The organism is Glycocaulis sp. (genome assembly GCF_050485565.1).
In the GTDB taxonomy this organism is placed as follows: domain Bacteria; phylum Pseudomonadota; class Alphaproteobacteria; order Caulobacterales; family Maricaulaceae; genus Glycocaulis.
In genome coordinates, this window is sequence record NZ_JBJHBQ010000002.1 from 151197 (window position 1) to 177051 (window position 25855).

A 25855-nucleotide genomic window follows, 5' to 3' on the forward strand; every position below is an offset into this window, starting at 1 on the left:
GAAAAACCCATGCCAGCCAAGGGTGACACCGGTATGACGGACGGCTTTCAGCCTGCCCGGGTGACGCCGCTTGAACGGCCCACGAATCTTCTCAAAACCGGCATGATGATGCGGGAGAATCCGCTCTCCATCCTGCCTGCTCCGCTCTTCGACAAGACGATTCTGACCGGGCCATATCTCGGCCGGTCGGTTCATCATCTGTCTGGTCCGGCGGAGATGAAGTCGGTTCTGCAGGACAATTTCGAGGACTGGCGCAAATCGCCCCTGATCCAGCGCATGCTGCGCCCCGTGCTGGGCGATGCCATCCTGACCGCGCACGGGGAAAGCTGGCGGCGTCAGCGCATGACGTTGCAGCCTGCCTTCCTCAAACGCCGCCTTGATCCGTTCGCGCCCATCATGGCCGAGGCTGCGGCGATGGCGGTGGAGCGGCTAAAACCCCCGCAAACGCCTGAAATCATGAGCGTGATGAGCGATGCGACCTTCGCCGTTATCGAGCGCGTGCTGTTTTCTGATGTGGAAGGCTTTGACCGGGGCGAGGTGAGGCTGGCGATAGAGATATTGCTGGAGGAAATCGGGCGCATGCGCCTTACCGATCTTGCGCCGGTGCCTGAATGGACACCGCGCCTGATGACCGCGCGCGCAGGCAAGGCGCGCAAGGTCTTCCGGCGGGCGGTGGAGGGCCAGATTGCCCGGCGCCGGGCCGCGTCTGATGCCGGCACCGACCTGCTGGGCCTGCTGTTGACGGTGCGTGATGAGGAAACGGGCGAGGGCCTGTCGGACACCGATATCCGCGATAGCGTGATGACGTTTGTGGCAGCAGGCCATGAAACCACCGGCATTGCCCTGACATGGGCGCTCTACCTGCTGGCCAACCAGCCGCAAGCGCAGGCCCGCCTGCGCGAAGAGGCGCGCGCCGTGCTGGGCGATGGGACAGCATCGGCAGAGCATGTCAGCCAGCTTTATTTCACCCGTCAGGTTCTGGAAGAGGCGATGCGGCTTTATCCGCCCGCGCCCATGGTGGCCAGGCGCGCGGTGCGTGCGACGGAGATATGCGGACGGCCTGTACGCAAGGGCGATGTGGCGCTGCTCGCCTTTTACTGCCTGCACCGGCACACCACGCTCTGGGATGAGCCTGACCGCTTTGATCCGGATCGCTGGCTGCGCGACCGGCGGCCCACGGACCGCTACCAGTTCCTGGCCTTTGGCGGCGGGCCGCGCGCCTGCATCGGCATGGGGTTTGCCATGATGGAGGCCATCATCATGCTGGCCACGATGGTGCGTGATCTGGAGTTTGCGCCGCAGGCCGATGCACGCGCGGTCGAGCTGGCCATGCAGGTCACCTTGCGTCCGGCAGGCGGGCTTCATCTGGATGTCAAACCGGCGTGATAATCGCCTTGCATCGTTGAAAATCCGCGCCGCCGCACCTTTCGTGGCCGCCAGTATGCGGCTACCGTCAGGGTTAACCGGCAAATTACGGGGTGGCCGCCTTGGAACGACTGACTGAGCTTGAACACGAACCGGCCCGCGCTCTGGCCGCCGAATACATGCACGAAGCCGATATCCTGCTCGGCCGGTTGCCGCGCAGCCTCGCGCGTCAGTATCGGCGCGACGTGGAATTGCGCGTGATCGAGGCGCTTAACGGCGGACGCAATGCCAGCGCGGAAACGGTGGCCCGCACCCTGGATCTCGTCGGGCCGCCCGGCCACTATCTTCCCTCAGAGATCGCCAGTCAGGCTGCGCGCCGCGCCGCCCGCACCCTTAATCCGCGCCGGGTGGTGGAGGCTTTGCGCTATGGGGCGATGTCGGGCGTAGGCACAGCCACTATCGTCAGCGTGCTGGGGCTTCTTTACGCTGCGGTGCTGTTCGTGATCGCCGCAGGAGCGGCGCGGCTCATCTCGCCGGATGCAGCCGGCATATATCAGCTCTCCACTGGCGGTTATGTGCTGGGCATTGGCGGCAATTTCCCCGAAGCGCGCGATGTGCTGGGCATATTGTTCGTGCCGCTCAGCTGGGCGTTCGGCGCGGGGCTGTATATGGCCCTGACGCAGCTCCTGCCGGTGCTGATCCGCGAACGGTCACACAGACGGTAGACAGCCGGCAAATCTGGAGAAGTAGGGGGCTTCTGTTGCCAGGCGCCCCCCGAACCCCGCCTGCGGCTTGCTAGAGCCGAGGACTTAAGATGCGAAATGATCGCACTGCTTACGCAGCGAGACGCACTTCTTCAGCAAAGTTGTCGTTGGCAACTTTAACAATGGGCTGATAACGGAGCCCATGCGGGTGAAAGCAACGTCTTTACCCATCCGTCGATCCTGATCGGCCCCATGCTCACCGCCCAACGCAGCGGAAAAGAGATTGGTGGAGCCGCCGGGAATCGCACCCGGGTCCGGTCTGGTTATTACACGCACGTTTATCACCATAGACCGCCGAGGCGGACCCCTTGAATATAGGGCGTTTGGCCGTGATATGAAAGGGCATGACACGGCTCTACCCCTTGGCAGGCCTGCTGGCGGCCCTCGCGCTCGCGCTGTCGGCCTGCACCCGGCCTGCGCCGGTAGCGGCGCCAAGCGCGGATGACTGTCACCTGGCCGCCATCAGTTCGACTGGCTGGCACGCCAATTTCTATCTGCCTGCCGATGCGTTTCCCGGTGACGGGCCCGTGCGTACGGCATTTCCCGATGCGCGCTGGTTCTCAATCGGCTGGGGCGATGCGGGGGCGTATGTGGACGGCGTGAACCCGCTCAACAGCATTGCCGCCATTGCCTGGCCGACGCGCTCTGTCGTGCATGTCGCGGCGCTGGGCCGTGATCCGCGCGAGGCTTACTTGAGCGAATACCGCGATGTGGCCCTGTCCGGTGAGGCGCTTGCCATCATTGTCGAGGCGCTGGAGGCCGAGCTGGCGCTGGACGAGGCGGGCGCGCCCCGATTTGTGGCCGAAGGGCTGGATGCGCGCGGCAGCGCCTTCTTCACCGGCCGCTCCACCTATCACGCCTTCAACACCTGCAATGTGTGGACGGCTGCGCGCCTGCGCGAGGCGGGCCTTGATGTCGGCTGGACAGGTGGGCATTTGCTGCCCGCAAGCCTGTTGAACCGGCTGGGGCGGACAGCGCCGTCAAGCTGCCCGCCCTCCGGGGAGGAAACCCGCTAGCTTACTAGCCGAGCGGGCCGGTCATGATGAAAGCATTCAGCTTGTTGCCGTCGGGATCGCGGAAATAGCCCGCATAGAAATTGTCGCCGCGCGGGCCGGGCTTGCCCTCGCACGTGCCGCCATTGGCCAGCGCGATGTCATAGAGCCGATGGACCTGCTCCTTGTCTTTCGCTTCCAGCGCCACCATCACGCCATTGCCGACGCTGGCCGCATTGCCATCAAACGGTTTTGTAGCAGCGATGCCGGCGGCTCCGCCCGGCTTGCCCCAGGCCACGAAGGTGTCGAACTCCATCATGCGCGGGGTGTCGAGTTCCTTGGCGAGCGCGTCATAGAAAGCACAAGCGCGTTCAAGGTCATTCGTGCCGACAGTCACATATCCGATCATTGAAGTATTCCCTTTTTGTTCCGGTTCGGGCAAGCTGCCATCCAGAAGAGGGGGAGGCAAGCGGGAAATCGGCTGCGTTGATTAAATCTTGTTCATAAGTGAACAGCAGGGGCCACCGGCAATTTTAGGGAGGGAGGCGCAATTAGCTGTGGACAGCCTCCGCGAGCGGGTGACGGCAGCCTCCCCGGACGTCACACTTGCAAATCGTACAAACCACCGAATCAGAAGTCCCGCCCATGGCCCTTGCCGAACATCATCCCGCGCAGACCCATCGCTCCGGCATTGAGGCGGCGTATCTCGATCTGCTGCGCGATGTGATGGCGAATGGCACGCCTTCCGATGACCGCACAGGGGTGGGCACGCGTACCGTGTTTGGCCGCCAGATACGCTGTGATCTGGCTGACGGCTTTCCGCTGCTGACCACCAAGAAGGTGCATTTCCGCTCCATCGCGATCGAGCTCCTCTGGTTCATCAAGGGGATGACCAATGTGAAATGGCTGCAGGAGCGCGGCGTCACGATCTGGGATGAATGGGCCGACGAAAATGGCGAGCTTGGCCCCGTCTATGGCAAGCAATGGCGGCGCTGGGCCGGGCCGGACGGGCAAGAGATCGACCAGCTGGCAGACCTTGTGGCGCAGATAAAGGCCAATCCGGCTTCGCGCCGCCTCGTGCTGTCGGCGTGGAACCCGGCCGATGTGCCGTCCATGGCGCTGCCGCCCTGCCACACCCTGTTCCAGTTCCACGTCGCGAACGGGCGTCTCTCGCTGCAGCTTTATCAGCGCAGCGCGGACCTGTTCCTCGGTGTGCCGTTCAATATCGCGAGCTACGCCCTGCTGCTGGCCATGGTGGCGCAGGCGACGGGGCTGAAACCGGGCGAGTTCGTCCACACATTTGGCGATGCGCACATCTACTCAAACCATGTCGAGCAGGTGGAGCGTCAGCTGGCGCGCGAGGCGCGTCCGCTGCCCACGCTGAAGCTCAATCCGAACGTCACCGATCTCTTCGCCTTCGAGTATGAGGATATCGAGATCATCGGCTATGACCCGCATCCGGGCATATCCGCGCCGGTGGCGGTGTAGGGCGGCGGTGTTGAGTGACGTCCCCCTCTCAATCGTCGTTGCGGTGGCCAGGAATGGCGTGATCGGGCGGGGCAATGATCTGCCCTGGCGCATTCCCTCTGATCTGAAGAATTTCAAGGCGGTCACGCTTGGCAAGCCGGTCATCATGGGCCGCAAGACGTGGGACAGCCTGCCGCGCAAGCCTTTGCCCGGCCGGGCCAATTTCGTTGTCTCACGCAGCGTCACGGCACTGGAAGGCGCGCAAGTTTTCTCCGATGCGGACGATGCGGTGGAGGCTGCGCGCAAGGTTGCGGTGAAGGATGGTGCCAGCGAAGTATGCCTGATTGGCGGCGCGGCGCTTTATGCGGCCCTGTTGCCCGCTGTCAGCCGCATCCATCTGACCGAAGTCGATCTCGAGCCGGAGGGTGATGCGCATTTTCCGATGCTGAACCCGCTCGAATGGCGCGAGGTTGGCGCCGAACGTTTCGACCCGGCACCGGGCGATGATGCCGGGTTCGGGGTGCGGGTTCTGGAGCGGGTGTGACGCATCGCGCACTGCGTCCGGTGCCGGTTTGACTTGAACCGGCGGGCCGATCCGTCCACATATCGTGGCAACACCGATCAATTTTCATTCCGTTACGAGGACGTATATGCCCTGGAACGACAATGCAGGCGGCGGCGGGGGGCCTTGGGGCTCTGGCGGCGGCGGACGGCGCGGCAATAACAATAACCAGAATCCGTGGGGGCAAGGCCCCGGCGGCGGACGGCGTGGCTCTGGCAACGGGCAGGGCGGCGGCGAGCCGGATCTGGAACAGTTCATTGCCCAGTTGCAGGCACGTATCCGGCGCATGTTCGGCGGCGGTGGCGGCAAGGATTCCAGCGGTCCGGGCCTTGGCCTGATCGCGGCGGGTATCTTCTTTGTCTGGCTCGCATGGCCGGGCTCTGCCTGGTACGTTGTTGGTCCGCAACAGGCGGGTGTGGTCCTGCGCTTTGGCGAATATGTGCGCACCACGGGCGCGGGCCTGCAGTTCAAGCTGCCGGTGCCGTTCGAGACGGTGATGCTGCCGGAAGTGACGACGACCAACGAGGTCGCCGTCGGTGCCACGCCGCAGGAAAGCCTGATGCTGACCCGCGACGAGAACATCGTCGAGATCGATTTCGTGGTGCAGTGGCGTGTTGACCTGACCTACCCCGAAGGTGTGCGCGACTTCCTGTTCAATGTGCGTGATCCGCAAGGCACGGTGAAAGCCGTTGCCGAAAGCGCGATGCGTGAAGTTGTCGGCACGACCGAGCTTCAGCCCATCATTACGGCGGGCCGGACCGATGTTGCCCGCCGCGCGCGCCAGATCATCCAGGATACGCTCGCCAACTATAATTCCGGCATTCAGGTGCTGGAGGTCCAGCTGCGTGAAGCGTCTGCGCCCGCCAGCGTTATCGACGCGTTCCGCGATGTTGACGCGGCCCGTCAGGATGCCGAGCGTGCCGCCCTGCAGGCGACCGCCCACGCCAACCAGGTGATCCCGGAAGCGCGCGGTGACGCCGTGCGCCTGCTGGAGGAATCGCGCGGGTATCGCGAGCGCGTGATAGCCGAGGCCGAAGGTCAGGCCGACCGCTTCAACCAGATTTTCACCGAGTATCGCCTGGCACCGGACGTTACCCGCCGGCGCATTTTCCTCGAAACGATGGAGCAGGTGCTGGGACGGTCTGAACTGATCATTCTCGATCAGCAGGCCGGAAGCGGCGCAGTGCCTTACCTGCCGCTTGACCAGCTGGGCCGGGACCGCAGTCCCGCCCGCACGCAAACCGGGTCCGCATCCAGAACGGGAGAGCGCTGATATGCCTCGTATCGTATTAATCAGCCTGGGCGTTTTGCTCGTTGTCGCGGTGATCGTGGGCCTGTCGGCCACTTACACAGTGTCGGAACGCGAGTCGGCTCTTGTCCTGCGGCTGGGTAACCCGGTCGCGGTCATCAACGAGCCGGGTGATGAGGAGCCGGGTCTCCACTTCAAGATCCCGTTCGTCGATGATGTGCTGCATTTCGACAAGCGTAATGTCGAGTTCAACCTGGCACCGGCCGAGATACTGGCCGCTGACCAGGAACGTCTCGTCGTTGACGCCTTCCTGCGCTACCGCATCGTCAATCCGCTGCGTGTCTATCAGACCGTGCGCGATGAGCGCGGCCTGCAGCAGCGCCTGTCGGCCATCATGGACGATTCCTTGCGCGGCGTGATCGCATCCATCCCCTCCAGCGAGGTCATTTCCGGCCAGCGCGCGCAGGTGATGAACCGCATCCGCCTCGCCGCCGAAGCACAGGTGGCCACCCAGGATCTCGGCATTCAGGTCATTGATGTGCGCATCCTGCGCGCTGATCTGCCCCAGCAGATCGCGGACCGGGTGTTTGAGCGGATGCGTTCAGAGCGCCAGCAGGAAGCCCAGCTGATCCGTTCGCAAGGTGAGGAACGCGCCCGTCAGATCCGCGCCGAAGCGGATCGTGAAGCGGTGGTCATCCTGGCCAATGCCCGCGCCGAAGCGGAACGTATCCGCGGTGAGGGCGATGGCCGCCGGACGGCGATCTTCGCGGAGTCCTATGGGCAGGATCCGGACTTCTTCGCCTTCTACCGCTCGATGCTGGCTTATGATCTCGCCCTGCGGGACAATACGCCGATCATCATCAGCCCGGATTCGGAGTTCTTCCGCTACTTCCAGAACCAGGCGGGGGCGCCGAACTAGGGGTATGAGTGCCGGAGCCATGCTCGGCTGGATCGTTCTTGCCATCGGCCTCGTGCTGGTTGTCGAGGGCCTTCTCTACGCGCTGGCTCCGTCTCTCGCCCGGCGGATGGCCGAAGCGGCGGCCAGCGTGCCACCCGGCACGCTGCGGCTGGCGGGCGTGGGCGCGGTTGCTGCGGGCGTAATTCTCGTCTGGCTTGGCCGCGCGCTGGGGTAGGGCTCATCTGCATCGCGGGGTGTTGGATGGCGGACAACGCGTTAAGCTTAAGCTGAACCTGTCTTGCTACCGGAGTCGCCCATGCGTGCCGTTCTGGCTGTTATTGCCGCCGCCTTCCTGCTGTGTGTGCCCCAGGCGATGGCCCAGCCACGCGAAGGCTTTGGAGACCTGGCCGATCAGCTTTCACCGGCGGTGGTCAACATATCGGCTGCCCAGCGCATGCGCTCCGGGGCCAATCTGCCAACGTTTCCGCCAGGCTCTCCACTGGAACGCTTCAACGATCTTCTGGGCGACAATCCGCGCGTGGCCAACTCGCTAGGTTCCGGCTTCATCATCGATGCGCGCGGGCTGGTGGTGACGAATAATCACGTTATCGAGGAAGCCGATGACGTAGAGGTCGTCTTCACCGACGGACGCACGCTGCCGGCCGATATTGTCGGCGTGGACCCAGCCACAGACCTGGCCGTGCTGCGCATTCGCGGCGGCAGCGGCAATTTCCCCTTCGTGCGCTTTGGCGATTCCGATGCGGCGCGGGTGGGCGATTGGGTGATCGCCATTGGCAATCCGTTCGGGCTTGGCGGCTCGCTCACCGCTGGCGTAATCTCGGCGCGCGGGCGCGAGATTGGCGGGCGCTATGACGATTATCTGCAAACCGATGTGGCCATCAACCGGGGCAATTCCGGCGGCCCGCTCTTCAACATGGACGGGCAGGTCGTGGGCGTGAACACGGCCATTTTCTCGCCGACAGGGGCCAGTGTCGGTATCAGCTTTTCCATCCCCTCCAACATCGCCGCACCGATCATCCGCCAGCTATCAGAGTACGGCGAGACCCGCCGTGGCTGGCTGGGCGTCAATGTGCAGGCCGTGACCGCCGACACGGCAGAAGCGCTGGGCCTTGCCAGCCCGCGCGGGGCCATTGTCAGCCGGGTGGACCCTGACGGGCCTGCCTATGCGGCCGGTATTGAACGCGGCGATCTTATCCTGGCGTTCAATGGCGAGATCGTGCCTGATGATCGCCGGCTGCCGCGCATGGTGGCTGACACCGCTATCGGGTCGCGTGTCAGTATCGATGTATTGCGCCGGGGCGAACCCCTGACGCTGGAGGTGGAAGTTGCCCGTCTCGAGGAACCTGATGCGGCTCCGCAGCGTCCGGTGGGCGCAGACGGGGATGAGCCGGGTACAGCGCCGTCATCGCGCGCCGTGTTCGGCCTGACGCTTGCGCCTATCACCGACGCGCTGCGCCGCGCGCATCGCCTGCACCCGGACGCGCGCGGGCTGGTCGTTACAGCCGTTGAGCCGGGCTCGGACGCTGCGGGCAAGGTGCGTGTTGGCGATGTTGTCGAGGAAATCGCTTGGACGCGGGTGAGTACGGTGGATGACGCCCGCCAGATCGCTCGCACGGCGGCGGGCGATTCTGGCCGCCCGGTGCTGTTCAGCCTGAACCGGCAGGGCCAGTTTGTTCTGCAAAGCCTTAGACCATAAGGCTTTGCTGGAGGTGGCCGTGCCGCCCTTCATCTTTCTTGGCGGCCCGACCGCGTCGGGGAAAACAGCGCTCGCAGTGGCGCTGGCGCAGCGTGTGGGCGGCGAGATCATCAATGCCGATTCCATGCAGCTCTACCGGGGGCTGGACATATTGTCTGCCCAGCCGAACGAGGCCGAGCGCGCAGGCGTACCGCATCATCTTTTTGGCGAAGCCGATCCATCCGAACGTTGGTCGGCGGGGCGCTGGGCAAGAGCGGCGCTGGAGATTGCAGAACCGCTCAGGGAGCGCGGGGTGCCTGCCATTTTCGTCGGCGGCACGGGGCTTTACTTCAAAACCCTCATAGATGGGATCGCGCCTGCGCCGGATATCCCGCCGAAGGTGCGTGCCGAGGTGAGCCTGCTGGAACAAGCTGGTCATGCGGCCCTGCGCGCGGAGGCAGAGCGTCTGGATGCTGAAGGTGCAGGCCGGATCAAGCCTGGCGACCGCCAGCGCCTTGTGCGCCTGATCGAGCTGGTGCGCACAACGGGCAAGCCCTTGAGCGTGCTGCATGCCGATACCCGGCCGCTAATTGCGCCGGGCAGCTGGGCGGGCTTTGCCCTGCGGCCTGACCGCGAAGCGCTCTACGCACGCATAGAGCGGCGCTTTGACGCCATGATAGAGGCCGGCGCGCTGGACGAGGCGCGCGCCTTGCACGCGAAAGGTCTGGACCGCCAGCTTCCGGCGCTGAAAGCGGTTGGCATGCGCCCGCTGCTGGCGCATCTGGACGGCGAGCTGACACTTGAAGAGGCTGTGGAGCGTGCCAAGACCGACTCCCGGCGCTATGCCAAGCGCCAGTTCACCTGGTTTGCCAATCAGCACGCCGACTGGACCCGGCTTGACGCCGTCACGCCGGACGAAAACCTCGCCCGCATGATCGCCAATCTCGACAAGACGGATACGCCATGAATTTGCCTGACGCGCTTTATGACCGCGATATCGACTTGGCCCCGCTGCAGGCCGTCACGCTGGCGATTATCGGCTATGGCAATCATGGCCGCTCCCATGCGCTGAACCTGCGCGATAGTGGTGTGAAGGGCGTGCTGGTGGCGCTGCGCGATGGCTCACCCTCAGCGGACAAAGCGCGAGGCGACGGGTTTGAGGTGGTCAGCCTTGATGAGGCGGCTAGCCGCGCGGACTATATTTCCATCCTTGCAGCCGATGAAGCACACGGCGCGATCTGGGCCGACCATATCGCCCCTAACCGCAAGGCCGGGCAGGGGCTCATCTTCTGTCACGGGTTTTCCATCGATTATGACCTGATCGATCCGCCCGCCGACTGTGATGTCATCCTCGCCGCTGCCAAGGGGCCGGGCGGCGCGGTGCGCGAGAGCTTTGAGCGCGGCGGCGGTCTGACCGGCTTCTGGGCCGTTCATTATGACGCGTCAGGGCAGGCCGAAGCCATAGCCAAAGCGTATCTCAAAGGGCTGGGCTGCGGGCGCGCCGGCATCTTCCCGACCAGTTTTCGCGAAGAGGCGCTGGCCGATATTCTGGGCGAGCAGGCCGTACTCGTGGGCGGCATGTGCGCGCTGGCGCGCCAAGGTTACGAAACGCTGGTGGCCGCCGGGATCAGCCCGCTCATGGCCTATATCGATACCGTCCATGAGCTGAAATATATCGCCGAGCTGATCCACCGGCGCGGCATTGCGGGCATGTATGCGGCCATTTCCGACACGGCCGAGTTCGGCGCGCACGAGGTGGAGGCCCGCATTGCAGACGCGGTGAAGCCGGTGTTCGACGATATCGTTTCCGATGTCGTTTCAGGTGATTTTGCCCGCCGCTGGGTCGCTGATTTCGAGAAGGACAGGGCCGGTCTGCACGCCGCCCGCGCAAAGGCCGGTCAGCACGAGCTGGAAGAGACGGGCCGCTATCTGCGCAAGGCGCTGGGGCTGGAGTAACAGCGCGCGGCACATGGTCTGCATGGCAAGGCGCAATTGAACGCGCTATGAGAGTTTCATGAACCGATTGATGAGCTTTCTGACCGGAATGGACGCGCGTGCGGCGCGCGCCATCACGGTATCAATCGCCCTGTTCGCGCTGGTCCTCGCCATATTCCTGATTGGCCGTTTCGTCTTCAATGTCGAGCCGGGCGATGTCCAGGTCTGGTTCGAAGATGCGTCGTCGCGCTGGTATGCGCTGCCGCTGACCATTTTGGCGTTCACTCTCCTCTCCTATGTGGGCGCGCCGCAGTTTGCGCTGTTTGCCGCCGCTGTGCTGGCCTTCGGGCCGACAACCGGATTTGTCTATTGCTGGCTCGGCACCATGGTGTCGGCCGGGGTCAATTTCTGGACGGGCCGCTTGCTGGGCGCTGATGTCGTGCGCCGCTATGGCGGTGAGACCGTCAACCGCATCTCGGCATTCGTCGGCAAGAACGGATTCTGGGCGAGCGCGATCATCCGCAATGTGCCCTCCGCCCCGTTCATCGTCGTCAATATGGCCGCAGGCGTGTCACAGATGACGTTTCTGGCCTTCATGGGCGGTACCGGGATCGGCATTGTGCCCAAGATCGCGCTGGTCACGTTTGCCGGCAGCGGGGTGATTGCGCTCCTGTCGGGCAGCGGGCTGTGGGTGGCGGCCATCCTTGCACTGACCGCTTTTGGCTGGCTTGTTGCCATGCTGATGGCACGCAAATGGCTGCGCTCAACCCAGACTGGCCAGGCTGCGGAAGGTGTAAGAACAGGCGCTGCAGACGCAAGTGACGGCACGTCCTCACTTGCATTAACGGACGGCGCGTCGCACAAGGGTAAATAGCGCTCCGCTTCGCTCGCGCGAGGCGGCTCATGGCCAACGGCTCACAGGTTTCTTTACCGATGTTCTCCAGCGTTTTCGGGCTTCTCTCCGCAGATATTGCCATCGACCTTGGCACCGCCAACACCCTTGTCTACGTGAAGGGGCGCGGTGTTGTTCTCAATGAGCCGTCCGTGGTGGCCTACAAGATAGAAAAAGGGCGCAAGCACGTTCAGGCTGTAGGCGCAGAAGCCAAGCTGATGCTCGGCAAGACGCCCGGCAATGTGGAAGCCATCCGCCCGATGCGCGACGGCGTGATCGCCGACTTCGACGTCGCCGAGGAAATGATCGCCCACTTCATCCGCAAGGTGCACAACCGGCGCAGCTTCGTCTCGCCGCAGGTGGTCATCTGTGTGCCGTCGGGTGCAACCGCCGTGGAGCGCCGCGCCATCCATGAAAGCGCGCTGGGTGCTGGCGCGCGCAAGGTTTATCTCATCGACGAACCAATGGCCGCTGCCGTTGGCGCGGGCCTGCCGATTGATGAGCCGACCGGCTCCATGATCGTCGACATTGGCGGCGGCACCACCGAGGTGGCCGTGATGTCGCTGTCGGGCATCGTCTATTCGCGCTCGGTGCGCGTCGGCGGCGACAAGATGGACGAAGCCATCATCAACTATATCCGCCGCTCCGCGAACCTCTTGATCGGTGAGACGTCCGCAGAGCGCATCAAGAAGGAAATCGGCTCGGCCAGCCCGCCCCCGAAGGGCGAGGGGCTGACGCTGGAGATCAAGGGCCGCGACCTGATGAACGGCGTGCCGCGCGAGATCGCCGTCACCGAAGCGATGATTGCCGATGCGCTGTCAGAGCCGGTCGAGCAGATCGTCGAGGCCGTCAAGCAGGCGCTGGAAGCGACACCGCCGGAACTGGCCGCCGACATTGTCGACAAGGGTATTGTCCTGACCGGGGGTGGCGCGCTGCTGCGCAATCTGGATACTGAACTGCGTGACCGTACGGGCCTGCCGGTAAGCCTTGCTGATGAGCCATTGTCCTGCGTCGTGCTCGGCTGCGGCAAGGCGGTGGAAAATCTCAAGATTTGGCGGCCCATACTGTCTGAAGCCGTTTAGGCGGCGCGGGATTGATTCTCTAGAGGAGGTGCCGGGCGGTGGCGCAATGGCGTTCAGCGCGGCAAGGGGCAGACGACACGATCCGCTTTTCGCGGACCCTTCTCCTCATGCTTCTTGCCTTGTCGGCAGTTCTGGTAGCCGCCGACCGGTCGGAAGACCGGGTAGAGGCCGTAACGGTGTTCCGCGCCACGTTCAATGATCTGTCCTTGCCGCTACTGGAAGTGGCCGCCCAGCCCTTGCGCGGGCTTTACAATGTCGGTCCGTGGTGGCGCCGCCAGATGGAGCTGGCCAGTGAAATCCGCGAGCTGCGTCAGGAAATGTCGGAGCTGCGCGCCTGGCGCGATGTGGCGCTGAACTATTCTGAACAGATGCGCCGCCAGCAGGAATTGCTCAATCTGGATCCGCCCATGCCGCGCCAGCGCATTACTGCGTGGGCTGTCACAGAGACCGGCGGTCCGTTCGTGCGCACGCGTCTGGTCGGTGTTGGCACCGAGCACGGTGTGGCACCCGGCTATCCGGCGCTGAACATTTACGGCGTGGTGGGGCGCACGATTGATGTCGGCGCACGCTCATCGCGCATCCTCCTGCTGACAGACCTGAATAGCCGCGTCTCGGTAATGGCTGACAGGTCCAATGCGCGCGCCATGCTGGTTGGCGACAACACCGATTTTCCTCGTCTGGACTATCTTGGCCGCGCGCCGGACCTGCGTGAGGGTGACCGGATTGTCACCTCCGGGGATGACAATATCCTGCCGCGCGGCCTGCCGATCGGAGAGGCTGTGCTCGACCGGCGCGGTGCCTGGCGTGTGGTCTTGTATTCCAGCGCGACACCGATCGACCTGATCTGGATATGGCCCTTCACGCCCGTGGCAGCGCCGGTGGAGGACATTCCGGCTCTGACCATTGACGGACAACCCGAAGAGATTGAGGGGCAGGGCGTCCCGGCACCGGCTGTTTCAAGCGCAGCCCAGCCTTCGGCCGATAACGGGGAGGGGCAGTAGATGCGCGCATCACTGGAACGCAACTCCACCTGGCCGGTGCTGACGGCAATGGCGCTGACCTTCGCGCTGAGCCTGCTGGCGGTCGCTGCGCCCTTGCGCCTTCCTGAAGGGCAGGGCTTTCCAGCTCCGCTATTCCCGCTGATTGCGCTGTTTGTCTGGTCGGTGCGTCGTCCGCATTTTGTGCCGCCCTGGCTGATCTTCATCGTCGGCCTGTTTCAGGATCTGCTCACCGGCGGCCCGCTCGGCATGTGGGCGCTGTCCTATCTGCTGGCGTTTGCGATTGCGCGGCTGCGCTCCACCGAGCCGTCGGCGCGCGAGTTTATCCTGCTCGTTGCGCGCTTCTCGGTAATGACGGGTATTGCCAGCCTTGTGGCGTGGGTCACGGGCTCGTTGTCCATCGGACAGCCTGCAGACCCGACAAGCCTTGTAACCGAAGCTGTGATAACGCTTATCGTGTTTCCAGCCTTTTGCTGGCTGTTTGCGCGCAAGCGTGAACGCACGACATTCTCATGAGGGTTTGACCAAGAGCGACCATGCGGCGCGACAAGCAGGAAGCCCAGGCCCAGTTCAACCGGCGCACCTTCATGGTAGGGGCGGGCGGTGTTGGCGCGTTTGCCGGTATTGGCGCCCAGCTCTACACGCTCCAGATCCTGCAGGAGGACGAATACCGCGTTCTCTCTGACAACAACCAGTTCTCCTTCCGCATCCAGCTGCCAACGCGTGGCCGCATCCTCGACCGGTTTGGCGAAACCATCGCCGAGAACCGCGACAGCTACCGCATCTATCTGATCCGCGAGCAGGCCGGAGACCCGGCGCTCGCCCTCGATCGGCTGTCCCAGTACATGCATATTGGTGAGGCTCGCCGGGAGCGGGTATTGCGCGATCTGGCGCGTACGCCGCGCTTTCAGCCGGTGACCATTGCTGAAGGCGTCGACTGGGAGACGTTCAGCCGGGTCAATTTGCATCTGCCAAACCTGCCCGGCGTGATGCCCGATGTGGGCGAGGTGCGGACCTATCCTATGCCGGCGGCCTTCGCGCATATCGGCGGATATGTGCAATCGGCTCCGCCGGAGATTGCGGGCGATGATCCGCTTCTGCGCCATCCCGCTTTCCGTGTCGGCCGCTCCGGGGTGGAGATCGCGCGTGACGCGGAATTGCGCGGTTCTGCTGGCTCCCTGAAGGTTGAGGTGAACGCGTTCGGCCGCGTGATCCGTGAGCTGCCAGACCAGTCCCGGCCGGCCGAGCCGGGCCGTGACGTTACGCTGACCATCGATTCCGAAGTGCAGCGCTTTGCTACGGAAAGGCTGGGCACGCAGAGCGCGTCTGTTGTGGGCCTCGATGTGCACACCGGCGAGATCGTGGTGATGGCCTCGACGCCATCCTTCGACCCCAATCTGTTCGTTCTGGGCATTCCCAGCCGGGAGTTCCGCGACCTCAACGAAAACCCGTACAGACCGCTGTTCAACAAGGCGGTGAACGGTCTTTATGCGCCGGCCTCGACCATCAAGGGGGTGATCTCGCTGGCTGCGCTCAGGCACGGCGTGATGCGCCCGGGCGAGCGCGTCACCTGCCGGGGGTCGGTGCAGCTGGGCAATCGGCGCTTCCATTGCTGGCGGCGCGAAGGGCATGGCCCGGTCAATATGCACGATGCCATCAAGGTGTCGTGCGACACGTATTTCTACGAGGTGGCGTCGCGCCTGGGCATTGAGCGCATTCGCGAAACGGCGCTGGAGCTGGGGTTTGGCCAGCTTTTCGATGTGGGCATCCCCATGCTGTCGCAGGCTGGCGGCCTGTTTCCCAGCCCGCAATGGAAGCGGGCGCGTACCGGGCAGGGCTGGTCGATGGGCGACACCTATAATGTCGGTATCGGGCAGGGTGCGGTGCTGGCCTCTCCGCTGCAGCTCGCCGTAATGACGGCGCGCATGGCAACGGGCCGGGCCGTCGAACCGACGCTCTACCCCCGGCGTGGACCTGCGCAGTTTGCCCGGCTTGATTTTGACGATGCTCATATCGAAGCGGTCCACAATGCGCATGTGGGTGTGGTCCACGAGCCCGGCGGCACGTCCTACTGGTCGCTTGGCGGGCTGGGTGTCGAAGGCGTGCGTATGGCCGGCAAGACCGGTACAAGCCAGGTCTATTCGATCAGCGCGGAGGAGCGCGCGCGCGGCGTGCGCAGTCAGGACGATCTGCCCTGGCGTCTGCGCAATCACGGGCTTTTCATCTGCTATGCGCCTGCCGAAGCTCCGCGCTACGCCGTTGCGCTGGTTGTCGAACATGGCGGCGGGGGTGCGCGTTCCGCCGCCCAGCCTGCGCGCGACATTCTGCGCGAGCTGATCCTGCGGGACCCGGCTGGGCGCTCAGGCATTGTCTCTGCCCGCCATGAACCGATCAATCTGGCTCAGGGAGGCTAGCTGTGCCGGTATTCACCCAGCCTGTGCCACGTGATTTGCGCGCCAAGCTGTTCGAGCTGAACTGGGCGTTTGTGCTGCTGGTCATATTGACCGGGTGTATCGGCATTTTGATGCTCTACTCGGTTGCAGGCGGGGCCTGGGACCCCTGGGCGGTGCGCCACGCCACTCGCTTTGGCGCCGCGCTGATGGTGATGCTGGTGGTGGCGATGATACCGCCGCGCATGTGGATGAGCCTGGCCTATCCTGCCTATCTCGCGGCGCTTTTCCTGCTGGTCATGGTGGAGCTGTTCGGAGCGACGGCGATGGGCGCGCAGCGATGGATCGATATAGGTCCGGTTCGCATGCAGCCTTCTGAAATCATGAAGATTGCCCTGGTGCTGGCCCTGGCGCGCTACTACCACGATCTGCCGCCTGAGAACGTGTCGACGCCGGGAGGGATGATTGTGCCAGCCCTGATGATCGCCCTGCCGGTCGGCCTTATTGCCAAGCAGCCAGACCTCGGCACGGCGGTGCTGACCGGGGCCACAGGCGTGGTGATGGTCTTCCTCGCCGGGCTGAGCTGGAAAGTCATCGTGCCGGGCATGATCGCCGGTGTGGCCGGGGGCATCGCCTTCATCCGCTACGGGCTGGAAGAATATCAGCGTGCACGGGTGATGACCTTCCTGAACCCTGAGAATGATCCGCTGGGTGCGGGTTATCACATCATGCAGTCCAAGATCGCGCTCGGTTCTGGCGGTCTGACGGGCAAGGGTTACATGCAGGGAACGCAGGCCCATCTCAACTTCCTGCCCGAGAAGCAGACCGACTTCATATTCACCATGCTGGGTGAAGAGTTCGGGTTTATCGGCGGCATCGCCGTGCTCGTGCTCTACGCGCTCATTCTGGGCCATTGCCTGATAATCGCGATGTCGTGCCGCTCCGTCTTCCTGCGTCTGGTGACAATGGGGGTGACCACCACTTTCGCCCTCTACGTGTTCATCAACACGGCGATGGTGATGGGGCTGGTGCCGGTTGTGGGCGTGCCGCTGCCGATGATTTCCTATGGCGGTTCAGTCATGCTCACAGTGCTGACAGGGCTTGGGCTGATCCTTGGTGCACACATCCATCGCGCGGCCGAGCCGCCGCGAGGTGCAGGTCTTTTCGGCTAAGCACGCTTGACCTTGCAAGCCTGCTGGGGAAGTCTCCCCGCCAAATCAGACCATAACACACACGCTTGCATAGCGGGGGAGCTCACATGGCAATAGGCGGCGGTGCGCACAGCACCTGGGGAACACGATTCGGCTTCCTGATGGCGGCCATCGGCTCATCAGTGGGCCTCGGCAATTTCTGGCGCTTTCCCTACGTGGCCGGTGAGAATGGCGGCGCCGCCTTCATCGTCATCTACCTTGTCTGCGTGGTGTTCATCGCACTGCCTATCCTGATGGCAGAGCTTTCGGTGGGCCGCCATGCGCGCCGCTCGGCGGTGGGTTCCGTCCAGAAAATGGCCTTTAACGCCGGTGCGCCCGGAATCTGGTCGGTTGCCGGCTGGGTCGCGATGGCGGGCGGCATATTCATCCTGTGCTTCTATTCGGTCGTTGCCGGCTGGGTCGTGGCCTATGTGTTCCAGATGGCCACCGGCCAGTTCATGGGGCTGACGCCTGACGTTGTTGCAGGCCGGTTCGAGGAGCTGATCGGCGACACCAATGCCGTCATTGGCTGGCACACGGCCTTCATGATCGTCACGGTGGGCATCGTCTCGCTGGGCGTGACCAAGGGGATCGAGCGTGCCGTGACGATCCTCATGCCGCTCTTCTTCACCATGCTGCTGGCACTGGTGATCTATGCGGCCTTCACCGCCGATATGCGCGGCGCGCTGGAGTATCTGTTCACGCCGGACTTCTCCGAGATTGGCCCGCAGACCTTCCTGGCTGCGCTGGGCCAGGCATTCTTCTCCATCGGTGTCGGCAGCGCGATCATGATTACCTACGGCTCCTATCTGCCGCGCACTGACAATCTGGCAGGTTCGTCGGTCATCATCACCGGTGCAGACACCATGGTGGCAATCGTGGCTGGTCTGGCCATCTTCCCGTTCGTCTTCGCCTTCGCGCTGGACCCGGCCGCAGGCCCGGCCCTGTTCTTCCAGACTCTGCCGAGCGCGTTCGCGCAGATGCCGGGGGGGCAGTATGTCGGTACAGCCTTCTTCGTGCTGGCCTTCATCGCCGCGCTGACATCGTCGATCTCGCTATTGCAGGTCGTGGTGGCCTTCGCCGAAGAGCATACCGACTTTGGCAGGACCGGTTCGGCCGTCTTCTTCGGCGTGATCATCTGGCTGGTAGGTTGCGGTGCGGCGTTCTCCGGTGGTTTCTTCGATCTGCTGGATACGCTTTCGGGCAGTGTGTTCCTGCCGCTGGGCGGGCTGCTGATCGCGGTCTTCACCGGCTGGGTCGTTGCCCGTTCGCTGATGCGCCACGAACTGGCTGGCGCATCCAACCTGGTGTTCAACACCTGGCGCTTCCTGATCCGGTTCCTGGTGCCGATCGCCGTGTTCCTGATCCTTGCGGCGGGTATCGCCTCGGCCTTCGGCGTCACCCTGCCGGGCCTGCAAGGCTAGCTTTACGCAACGCCTGAAAAGCCCCGGAACCGCATCGCGGCTCCGGGGCTTTTTCTTTCCGGAGGGGGTGTGAGGTGCGGCAAGGCCGCGAAGGGCTGTTATCCCAGCTTTGCCGCCAGCCGGTCGGTCGCGCGCACCAGCGCATCGACGATGCCCGGCTCACCTGCGGCATGGCCGGCGTCGGGAATGATGTGCAGCTGAGCTGATTTCCAGTTGCGTTGAAGCTGCCAGGCGGTCCGCGCGGGCGTCACCATGTCATAGCGGCCCTGAACGATGACACCGGGAATGCCGGTCAGGTGCGCCGTGTCGTCCAGAAGCACGCCATCGCGTTCCAGAAAGCCGTTATTGACGAAATAGTGGGTTTCCATCCGTGCCAGCGCATCGGCGCGGCGCGGGTCGGGGGCCGGGCCATCGCCTTCAGGCAACAGGCTGATGAGGGCATTCTCCCATTGCGCCCATGCCAGCGCGTCTTCATGACGGGCGTCGGGATCATCAACCTGCAGTCGGGCGTGATAGGCGCGGAGGACATCATCGCGCTCATCGGGCGTGAGGCGGCTGGTGAGCGCCTGCCAGGCATCAGGGAAAATCTGGTTGGCGCCGTTGCGGTAGAACCAGTCCAGCTCCGCCCTGGTGCAGCCGAACACGCCGCGCAGGATGAGGCCCATCACCCGTTCAGGGCAGGCGCGGGCATAGGCCAGCGACAGGGTAGCGCCCCAGGAACCACCAAAAACGATCCAGCGCTCCACGCCAAGCGCTGTGCGGATGGTTTCCATATCGGCAACCAGCCGGTGCGTATCATTGGCGCGTGTGTCGGAGAAGGGTCTGGACCGCCCGCATCCGCGTTGGTCGAAAATAATGATGCGATAGGTGTGAGGGTCGAAAAAGCGGCGCATGGAGGGGGCTGCTCCGCCGCCCGGTCCGCCGTGCAGCGCAACAATTGGAACGCCATCGGCGCGTCCGCATTCTTCATAGTAGAGCGTATGGCCTTCGCCGACATCCATCATGCCGGTGCGATAGGGTTCAGTCGGAGGGTAAAGGCCGATCCTCTCTGGTCTGCGCAAAGTGTCCATTGGGCGGCCCTATAAACAGTCTGGGATGCGATTTAGCTTTGAGTATCGGAACACTATGAGGTTTTATCCGAATGCGGAAGCGATACGCCCGTGTATCGCAGCACAGCTACTGGCCGGGGGCCTTGTGACAGCAACGCGTAGGCTAGGTGGATTGTTGATCGCCATGGCAGGCGCGATGCTTTTGACGGCATGCGTCAGCCAGCCCGTAGACATCGCAGCGCGCCCGCAATCTGAAATGCCCATCAGCGCCCAGGAAGATCTGCGGACCGCTATCGCGGCCTTCCGCATGCGCCAGGAAGAAGCTGGCGGGTGGACGCTGGGCGGTGACGGCTCGGCCCGCGGGCTGCTGGGCCGCCTTGTCGGCGGTGCGCCTGAGCGCGGCGATGCCATTGGCGATTATGTCAGCCAGGCAGGCGATGCGCTCGCATCCTATCTGGCTGGTGACATCGTTCTGGCCAGTGATCTTGTTGATGATGTTTCGCAAGCGGCCATTGTGCTGGCCAGCACCCGCACGCCGCTGCCCGAAAGTCTGCTGGTGCGGGATATCGCATCTGTGGAAACCGTTCTTGCGTCGGCCCGGCGCGCGCGCACCTTCTTTCAGGCGGTATCGGTCGATGAGCGTGCCGGCCTGACCTCCAATCAGCGCGTGACGGTGAGCGAGGCACTCGCCCGGCTGGACCGTACGATCACAGGGCTTGTCGAGGCGGCCGACGCACTGGCTGACCGCCGCTGGGCAGCCAACAACGCCCTGACCGGCTGACCCTGCCTTGAACACGCGCACCGGTTTCGATCCTGAGTCCGTACAAGGCTTTCTCGCGCGCGAGGAGGGTGAAGCACTGGCGCGCCATGTCCGTGCGCTGAACGTTCCCGGGCCTGTTCTGGAGATCGGGTCGTGGTGCGGGCGGTCCAGCGTGTGGCTGGGTCAGGCTGCGCAGGAGACCGGGCGTATCGTCTACGCGCTCGACCACCATCGCGGGTCTGAAGAGCACCAACCGGGCGAGGGCTATCACGATCCGGCCCATTTCGACGGCGAACTTCGCCGCGTCGATACGCTGCCCGCTTTTCGCCGCTCGATTGCATTGGCAGGGCTGGAGCAGACGGTTATCGCGCTGGTCGGGCCGTCAGCCATTATTGGCGCGAACTGGGCCACCCCGCTGGCCATGGTGTTCATCGATGGCGGGCATGCGATGGATACGGCGCTGGCCGACTATCGCGCGTGGGCCGGCCAGGTGGCGCGCGGCGGGATACTGGCCATCCATGATGTATTCCCGGACCCGGCTGATGGCGGGCGGCCGCCTTACGAGATCTGGAAGCTAGCTGTGGCGTCGGGGCTGTTTGAGCCGCTGGAGCGGATCAATTCGCTCGAATTTCTGCGCCGCCTGTAGTCCACGCATCCGCGCGGGCATGGCGCACCAGCAGGTCTGAACCCGGTGACAGCGCGTCCAGCGCGTCGGCGGCCAGAATGATCGCGCCAGCGGTCCATGACGGGCGTTCCTTGGGCCAGACATCGCCAATTTCGTACTGCCAGCCCATCCAGTAACCGCCATCGGGGGCTGCCAGCGGCGCAAGCTCGTTGACCAGTGTGCGTGCCGCGTCGCGCCGCCCCGCACTGAGGCAGGCCAGTGCCAGCTCGGCGGTTTCTGCTGCCGTCACCCAGGGTTCGCCGGTGACGCAGCGGCAGCCCAGATCGGCGACGACGAACTTGTCCCAGCCCTCGTCCAGGCGTGCGCGGGCATCCGCTCCGGTCACCACACCGGTCAGCACCGGATAATACCAGTCCATCGCGTAGGAGGAGCGGTCGATGCCCTTGCGGTCAAAGCGTTCAGGCGTCGCTGTCAGGGCGCGGGCAATGGCCGCACGGCTTCTGGCCCAGTCGGGGCGGGGCTTTTCAAGGATTTCGGCCATGCGCAGGCCGCATTCAAAACTCTTGAACAGGGAGGAATTGCCCGCCCGCAGCGCGTCTACGTCTTCCAGCGGCTGGCCGATATCGGGCGCACGCCAGACCACATCGCCATGACGGGTCTGCAAATTCATCACGAAATCCAGCGCGCGGGCGACCATGGGGAAATAGCGCGCGATCAGGCGCGGCTCGTCCAGCGCCAGCGCGCAACGCAAAACGGTCACGGCGGCATAGCCGGCAAAATTGGTGTCACGCGCGGTTACCGGCACGGGCGGGGGCGCAATGCGCTCGCCGGCCTCGTCCATGGGAATGCCCGCACCCAGCTCGCCGGTCCAGCCGCCATCGGCTTCCTGCCGGGCCGCCAGCGCGTCCAGCGCCAAGTGCACGCCTTCCACCCGTCCGGCCACGGCAAGGCCCATGGCGCTTTCGCCGTGGTTCCACGGGTCCCACACGCCGGTTTCCACCCACGGAATAGCGCCGTCGCGCTGCTGCAGCGCTTCGATGCGGTCGGCGCAGGCGCGGATATCAAGCCCGGTTATGACGGATCGCGGGCTCATGGGCGGGCCTTGTCGAAATAGAGGGCAACGGACTTGCCCAGAAGCGGGTTGAGGGCCTTCTCGCTCCAGCGTGTCAGGCGCGGCGCAGACAGCAAATCCCATTCGAGCATTTTGCGGTAGGCGGCCACCATGCCGCTCTGCTCGCGCCGCTCCCACAGTGCGCATTGCAGCCACCAGTAGGGACTGTGCAGGGCGTGTACCCAGTGGCGGTGGCGGAAGGAATAGCCGAGCGCCTCCACCTGTTTGCGTAGCGCGCCATCCTTGAAGATGCGCACATGCCCGCCCGGCGTGTTGTGGTATGCCTCAGACAGCATCCAGCAGATCTTTTCCGGCCAGTAGCGCGGTACGGATAGCGCAAACTTGCCGCCGGGTTTGAGAACCCGGTCGATCTCGCTCAGCGCCAGTGGCACATCGGGAAGGTGTTCGAGAACCTCAGAGCAGATAACGGCATCAAAACTATTGTCTGCAAAGGGCAGGCGGCCCGCATCCCCGACCGTGAACACGGCTGTGCGCGGAGGGTTTTCCGGCGGCGGCGGCAGCTCGAAAAAGCCGTCAATCGCCGCGCCCAGATCGGCAAAGTCGAGGTCCAGCCCCGTCACATCCAGCGCGCGTTCGTGCCAGTAGAGCGCATGCAGATGGCGCCCGCGCCCGCAGCCAAGGTCCAGCACGCGCTGGCCGTCGGCAAGCTCCAGCCGATCAGGATCAATCGTCATCATGCCGCAATCACTCCGGCGTCGGCGAGGCCCAGCACATCGCGATAAAGTCCGATGGAAAGCCCTGCATGCAGATCCCAGCGGAAGAGGGTGCGCACCCGGTTCAGCCCGGCCCGGCTCATGGCAGCGCGCAGGCTTTCGTCGTCCAGCACGCGGGCAATCGCTGCGGCCAGCGCCTCGTCATCGCCGACCGGCGTGACCAGCCCGGCATCTCCGGCAACTTCGGGCAGCGCGCCGCCATCCGACACGATAACCGGCGCGCCGCAAGCCATCGCCTCGGCAGGGGGAAAGCCAAAGCCTTCAAAGCGCGACGCCGACACGAAGACGGCGGCGCGCCGGTGCAGGTCTGCGATTTCTTCGCGCGTCAGTCCGGATACGAAATTCACCCTGTCAGACAGGCCAGTGCGCTCCAGCATACGTTTGGTTGGTCCCTCGCGCAGCTGTCCGATGACGGTCAGGCGGGCAGCCGGATGCTTGTCCTTGAGGCGTGCCAGCGCCGCGATCAGCACGTCCAGCCCCTTGATGGGCACATCCGCGCTGGCGCTGGCGACGATCAGGCCGGTCTCGCGCTTTACCGACGGGTCGGGCGTGAAGCTGGCATGATCAATGCCGTTATAGGCGACGCGTACGCCGCTCGGATCCATGCCCGTGCGCTCGGCGTAGGAGCGCCGAGCGGCATCGGAAACGGCGATGAAATGGGTGAGGGCGCGGGCGGCCTTTGCCTGCTCATTCACGAAGGAATGCCAGCGCCAGGACAGGGCCTTGCCAAGCCGGGTATGTGCGCCGGCCACCGCGAAATCGCGATCAATTGCAATCGGGTGGTGCAGGGTGGTGATAACGGGCAGCGTTTGCGCGATGCGCGCCATCGGCATGGCCAGTGTCTGGTTGTCGTGGATGATGTCAAAGCGGTGGCCCTCACGCGTGATGAAATCCTCCAGACGCAGCGCAAATGCCGTCATTTCACCGAACGCGCCGGTATTGTGGGCGAGCCACTCGGCGCGGTCGGCCCGGCTGGTCAGATGCCGCCAGCGCAGGGCCAGCATGGCGTTATCGACGGCAAACAGATCAAGCGAGGGCAGCTTGATGAGCTCGATGCCGGCATCCAGCTCGGGGTAGGGCGGGCCGGACGCCACACTCACCTCGCAGCCAGCGGCTTTGAGCGCCCGCGTCAGCTCATGCACATAAATGCCCTGCCCGCCGACATGCGGGTGGGAGCGATAGCTGGTCACCAGCACCCGCAAGGGGCGCTGTGACAGGGGATAATCAGCAAGGTCTTTCATTGGCGCGGGAAGCTAGACGGGCAATCCCGATCCGCCAAGAGCCAATGTGAACAGTGTTTACTGTGGGGGGCTGACTCCCCTCCAGTGTCATCACCCGCTTTATGCGGGTGACCCATTCCAGCAAGGAAGAGGGCAGACATCAGCTTTTCAGGCATGGGTCCCCCGGACCTCGCTTCGCTCGGCCGGGGGATGACACCGATGATGGGGCGACCGCCCACCCCCATTGCCCGCGCTGCCCGCGCCGCGCTACACCGCGCGGGTGATTAGCCCCGCCGCACTCTTCGCCCGCATCGATACCCGTTTTGCGCTGTTTTACGGCGCGTTCTATCTCGGCTTCGGGGCGTATCTGCCCTACATGCCGGTCTGGTATGCCGAGCGTGGCCTGTCACCGGAGCTGATAGGCATCGCCGCTGCTGCCGGCATGGTGGGACGGGTGGCGGTCGCCCCGCTGGGGGCATTCTGGTCTGACAGGGCGACGCGCAGGCGCGATGCGATCCTGGCCTTCTCGCTGGCAGCGCTGTGCGTGTTTCTGGCGCATATTCCCGACACGCCGCCTGTTATCATCCTCGTGCTGGCAGGTTTGAGCGGTGCGGCGATGACAGGCGTCATCCCGCTGGTGGATGCCTTTGCCATGGGGCAGGCCCGCAAGGAGGGGTTTGCGTTCGGCGTGCCGCGCGCCTTTGGTTCTGCCCTGTTTGTCATTGGCAATCTGGGGACAGGGGCGCTCATTTCCGCGTTTGGCGGCGAAGCGGTGCTGGTCTGGGTGCTTGCCAGTGCGGCGCTGACGGCGCTGGCGGCCGCTTTTCTGCCAGCCGGACGCATCGATGCCCTAGCCGGAGCAGAGCGTCAGGAGCCGCCTCCCTTGCGCGTTCTGCTGGGTGCGGGCCTGCCGCTGGCTTTTGCCGCCTCTGCCCTCATTCAGGGCGCACATGGCTTCTATTACGCCTTCTCGGCTCTGGCGTGGCGCGCTGATGGTGTGCCTGCATGGGCGATTGGCCTGCTGTGGGCGACGGGGGTAGGCGCGGAGATCATCTTCTTTGCGGTCTGGGGGCGGCTGCTTAAAGGCTGGAGCCCGGCGGCGATGATGGCGCTGGCGGGCGGTGTGGCTGTGGTGCGCTGGCTGACGCTGGCCCTGTCGCCGCCCTTGTGGGCGCTCTTCCCCTTGCAGGGACTGCACGCTTTCAGCTTTGCCGCCGCCTATCTGGGCTTTCTGCGCTATGCCGCTGACCATGCGCCTGAACGCCTGTCGGCTACCGCGCAGGCGGTGAACTCTGCCCTTTCGGGCGGGCTGGTGCTGGCCGGTGCAACCTTCGTCTCTGGTCTGGCGTTTGCTGCCTTCGGCACGGCCGGGTTCGCGCTGATGGCCATACCGGCAGGACTGGGCGGATTGTGCGCATTCTGGCTGATACGGCGTGGCCGATAAGCGTCATT

At 64.3% G+C, this 25855-nt stretch carries 26 protein-coding genes and 1 other RNA gene; 21 read left to right on the forward strand and 6 right to left on the reverse strand.

Annotated features, from left to right (window positions below):
* Window positions 1-9 precede the first annotated feature (9 nt).
* Complete coding sequence (locus ACQ5ID_RS02860) at window positions 10-1386, forward strand: cytochrome P450 (RefSeq protein ID WP_429910967.1); 1377 nt, start codon at window positions 10-12, stop codon at window positions 1384-1386.
* Between the two features lie 101 nt (window positions 1387-1487).
* Window positions 1488-2090, forward strand: a complete 603-nt coding sequence (locus ACQ5ID_RS02865) for a hypothetical protein (protein WP_429910968.1) — start codon at window positions 1488-1490, stop codon at window positions 2088-2090.
* A 20-nt stretch (window positions 2091-2110) separates the two neighbouring features.
* Here ACQ5ID_RS02865 and ssrA read toward each other — a convergent pair.
* Window positions 2111-2473: a transfer-messenger RNA gene (gene ssrA / locus ACQ5ID_RS02870) on the reverse strand.
* On the opposite strand from ssrA, the gene ACQ5ID_RS02875 reads away from it, so the two are divergent.
* Window positions 2474-3145: a DUF2459 domain-containing protein gene (locus ACQ5ID_RS02875; protein ID WP_429910969.1), complete on the forward strand. Its 672-nt coding sequence runs from the start codon at window positions 2474-2476 to the stop codon at window positions 3143-3145. It abuts the tmRNA gene before it with no gap.
* 4 nt (window positions 3146-3149) lie between these two features.
* Here ACQ5ID_RS02875 and ACQ5ID_RS02880 read toward each other — a convergent pair whose 3' ends face one another.
* Complete coding sequence (locus tag ACQ5ID_RS02880; RefSeq protein ID WP_429910970.1) at window positions 3150-3530, reverse strand: VOC family protein; 381 nt, start codon at window positions 3528-3530, stop codon at window positions 3150-3152.
* A 236-nt stretch (window positions 3531-3766) separates the two neighbouring features.
* On the opposite strand from ACQ5ID_RS02880, the gene ACQ5ID_RS02885 reads away from it, so the two are divergent.
* The 15 genes from ACQ5ID_RS02885 to ACQ5ID_RS02955 all read left to right on the forward strand — a co-directional run bounded on the left by ACQ5ID_RS02885 (window position 3767) and on the right by ACQ5ID_RS02955 (window position 18904).
* Window positions 3767-4609 (forward strand): thymidylate synthase, encoded by an 843-nt coding sequence (locus ACQ5ID_RS02885; RefSeq protein ID WP_429910971.1) that lies wholly within the window; start codon window positions 3767-3769, stop codon window positions 4607-4609.
* Window positions 4610-4616: 7 nt separating this feature from the next.
* Window positions 4617-5132, forward strand: a complete 516-nt coding sequence (locus ACQ5ID_RS02890; protein WP_429910972.1) for a dihydrofolate reductase — start codon at window positions 4617-4619, stop codon at window positions 5130-5132.
* Window positions 5133-5238: 106 nt separating this feature from the next.
* Complete coding sequence (gene hflK / locus ACQ5ID_RS02895; protein ID WP_429910973.1) at window positions 5239-6423, forward strand: FtsH protease activity modulator HflK; 1185 nt, start codon at window positions 5239-5241, stop codon at window positions 6421-6423.
* A 1-nt stretch (window position 6424) separates the two neighbouring features.
* Window positions 6425-7318 carry a protease modulator HflC gene (gene hflC, locus ACQ5ID_RS02900; RefSeq protein WP_429910974.1) on the forward strand — a complete coding sequence of 298 codons (894 nt, stop codon included), beginning with the start codon at window positions 6425-6427 and terminating at the stop codon, window positions 7316-7318.
* Window positions 7319-7322: 4 nt separating this feature from the next.
* Entirely contained in the window at window positions 7323-7532 is a 210-nt protein-coding gene (locus tag ACQ5ID_RS02905) for a DUF2065 domain-containing protein (protein ID WP_429910975.1), read from the forward strand.
* A gap of 81 nt (window positions 7533-7613) precedes the next feature.
* Window positions 7614-9014, forward strand: a complete 1401-nt coding sequence (locus ACQ5ID_RS02910; RefSeq protein WP_429910976.1) for a Do family serine endopeptidase — start codon at window positions 7614-7616, stop codon at window positions 9012-9014.
* A 19-nt stretch (window positions 9015-9033) separates the two neighbouring features.
* Window positions 9034-9960 carry a tRNA (adenosine(37)-N6)-dimethylallyltransferase MiaA gene (gene miaA / locus ACQ5ID_RS02915; RefSeq protein WP_429910977.1) on the forward strand — a complete coding sequence of 309 codons (927 nt, stop codon included), beginning with the start codon at window positions 9034-9036 and terminating at the stop codon, window positions 9958-9960.
* Window positions 9957-10949: a ketol-acid reductoisomerase gene (ilvC, locus tag ACQ5ID_RS02920; protein ID WP_429910978.1), complete on the forward strand. Its 993-nt coding sequence runs from the start codon at window positions 9957-9959 to the stop codon at window positions 10947-10949. The genes miaA and ilvC overlap by 4 nt, the downstream gene beginning before the upstream one ends.
* 58 nt (window positions 10950-11007) lie before the next feature.
* Window positions 11008-11802, forward strand: coding sequence for a TVP38/TMEM64 family protein (locus ACQ5ID_RS02925; RefSeq protein ID WP_429910979.1), 795 nt, complete (start codon window positions 11008-11010; stop codon window positions 11800-11802).
* Window positions 11803-11861: 59 nt separating this feature from the next.
* Window positions 11862-12902 carry a rod shape-determining protein gene (locus tag ACQ5ID_RS02930; protein ID WP_127566449.1) on the forward strand — a complete coding sequence of 347 codons (1041 nt, stop codon included), beginning with the start codon at window positions 11862-11864 and terminating at the stop codon, window positions 12900-12902.
* Window positions 12903-13009: 107 nt separating this feature from the next.
* A complete protein-coding gene (gene mreC / locus ACQ5ID_RS02935; protein WP_429910980.1) occupies window positions 13010-13903 on the forward strand; it encodes a rod shape-determining protein MreC in 894 nt (297 codons plus the stop codon).
* Window positions 13904-14416, forward strand: a complete 513-nt coding sequence (gene mreD, locus ACQ5ID_RS02940; protein WP_429910981.1) for a rod shape-determining protein MreD — start codon at window positions 13904-13906, stop codon at window positions 14414-14416.
* Window positions 14417-14436: 20 nt separating this feature from the next.
* Window positions 14437-16314, forward strand: a complete 1878-nt coding sequence (gene mrdA, locus ACQ5ID_RS02945) for a penicillin-binding protein 2 (RefSeq protein WP_429910982.1) — start codon at window positions 14437-14439, stop codon at window positions 16312-16314.
* 2 nt (window positions 16315-16316) lie between these two features.
* Window positions 16317-17462 carry a rod shape-determining protein RodA gene (gene rodA / locus ACQ5ID_RS02950; protein WP_429910983.1) on the forward strand — a complete coding sequence of 382 codons (1146 nt, stop codon included), beginning with the start codon at window positions 16317-16319 and terminating at the stop codon, window positions 17460-17462.
* Between the two features lie 86 nt (window positions 17463-17548).
* Window positions 17549-18904, forward strand: coding sequence for a sodium-dependent transporter (locus tag ACQ5ID_RS02955; protein WP_429910984.1), 1356 nt, complete (start codon window positions 17549-17551; stop codon window positions 18902-18904).
* Window positions 18905-19002: 98 nt separating this feature from the next.
* On the opposite strand, the gene pip is transcribed toward ACQ5ID_RS02955, so the two are convergent.
* The gene (pip, locus tag ACQ5ID_RS02960) at window positions 19003-19974 is read right to left on the reverse strand and encodes a prolyl aminopeptidase (RefSeq protein ID WP_429910985.1); all 972 of its coding nucleotides are present in this window, start codon (window positions 19972-19974) and stop codon (window positions 19003-19005) included.
* Between the two features lie 163 nt (window positions 19975-20137).
* On the opposite strand from pip, the gene ACQ5ID_RS02965 reads away from it, so the two are divergent.
* Both ACQ5ID_RS02965 and ACQ5ID_RS02970 read left to right on the forward strand, forming a co-directional pair.
* On the forward strand, window positions 20138-20734 hold the full coding sequence (locus ACQ5ID_RS02965; RefSeq protein ID WP_429910986.1) for a hypothetical protein: 597 nt from the start codon (window positions 20138-20140) through the stop codon (window positions 20732-20734).
* 7 nt (window positions 20735-20741) lie between these two features.
* Complete coding sequence (locus ACQ5ID_RS02970) at window positions 20742-21359, forward strand: class I SAM-dependent methyltransferase (RefSeq protein WP_429910987.1); 618 nt, start codon at window positions 20742-20744, stop codon at window positions 21357-21359.
* On the opposite strand, the gene ACQ5ID_RS02975 is transcribed toward ACQ5ID_RS02970, so the two are convergent.
* From ACQ5ID_RS02975 to ACQ5ID_RS02985, 3 genes are read right to left on the reverse strand one after another with little or no spacing between them, the layout of a single operon-like run.
* Window positions 21328-22431, reverse strand: a complete 1104-nt coding sequence (locus ACQ5ID_RS02975) for a hypothetical protein (RefSeq protein ID WP_429910988.1) — start codon at window positions 22429-22431, stop codon at window positions 21328-21330. The genes ACQ5ID_RS02970 and ACQ5ID_RS02975 overlap by 32 nt on opposite strands.
* Window positions 22428-23147 (reverse strand): methyltransferase domain-containing protein, encoded by a 720-nt coding sequence (locus tag ACQ5ID_RS02980; RefSeq protein WP_429910989.1) that lies wholly within the window; start codon window positions 23145-23147, stop codon window positions 22428-22430. The genes ACQ5ID_RS02975 and ACQ5ID_RS02980 overlap by 4 nt, the downstream gene beginning before the upstream one ends.
* Complete coding sequence (locus tag ACQ5ID_RS02985) at window positions 23144-24424, reverse strand: glycosyltransferase family 4 protein (RefSeq protein WP_429910990.1); 1281 nt, start codon at window positions 24422-24424, stop codon at window positions 23144-23146. The genes ACQ5ID_RS02980 and ACQ5ID_RS02985 overlap by 4 nt, the downstream gene beginning before the upstream one ends.
* 223 nt (window positions 24425-24647) lie before the next feature.
* Between ACQ5ID_RS02985 and ACQ5ID_RS02990 the strand changes: the two genes are divergently transcribed.
* Complete coding sequence (locus ACQ5ID_RS02990; RefSeq protein WP_429910991.1) at window positions 24648-25847, forward strand: MFS transporter; 1200 nt, start codon at window positions 24648-24650, stop codon at window positions 25845-25847.
* Window positions 25848-25855 lie beyond the last annotated feature (8 nt).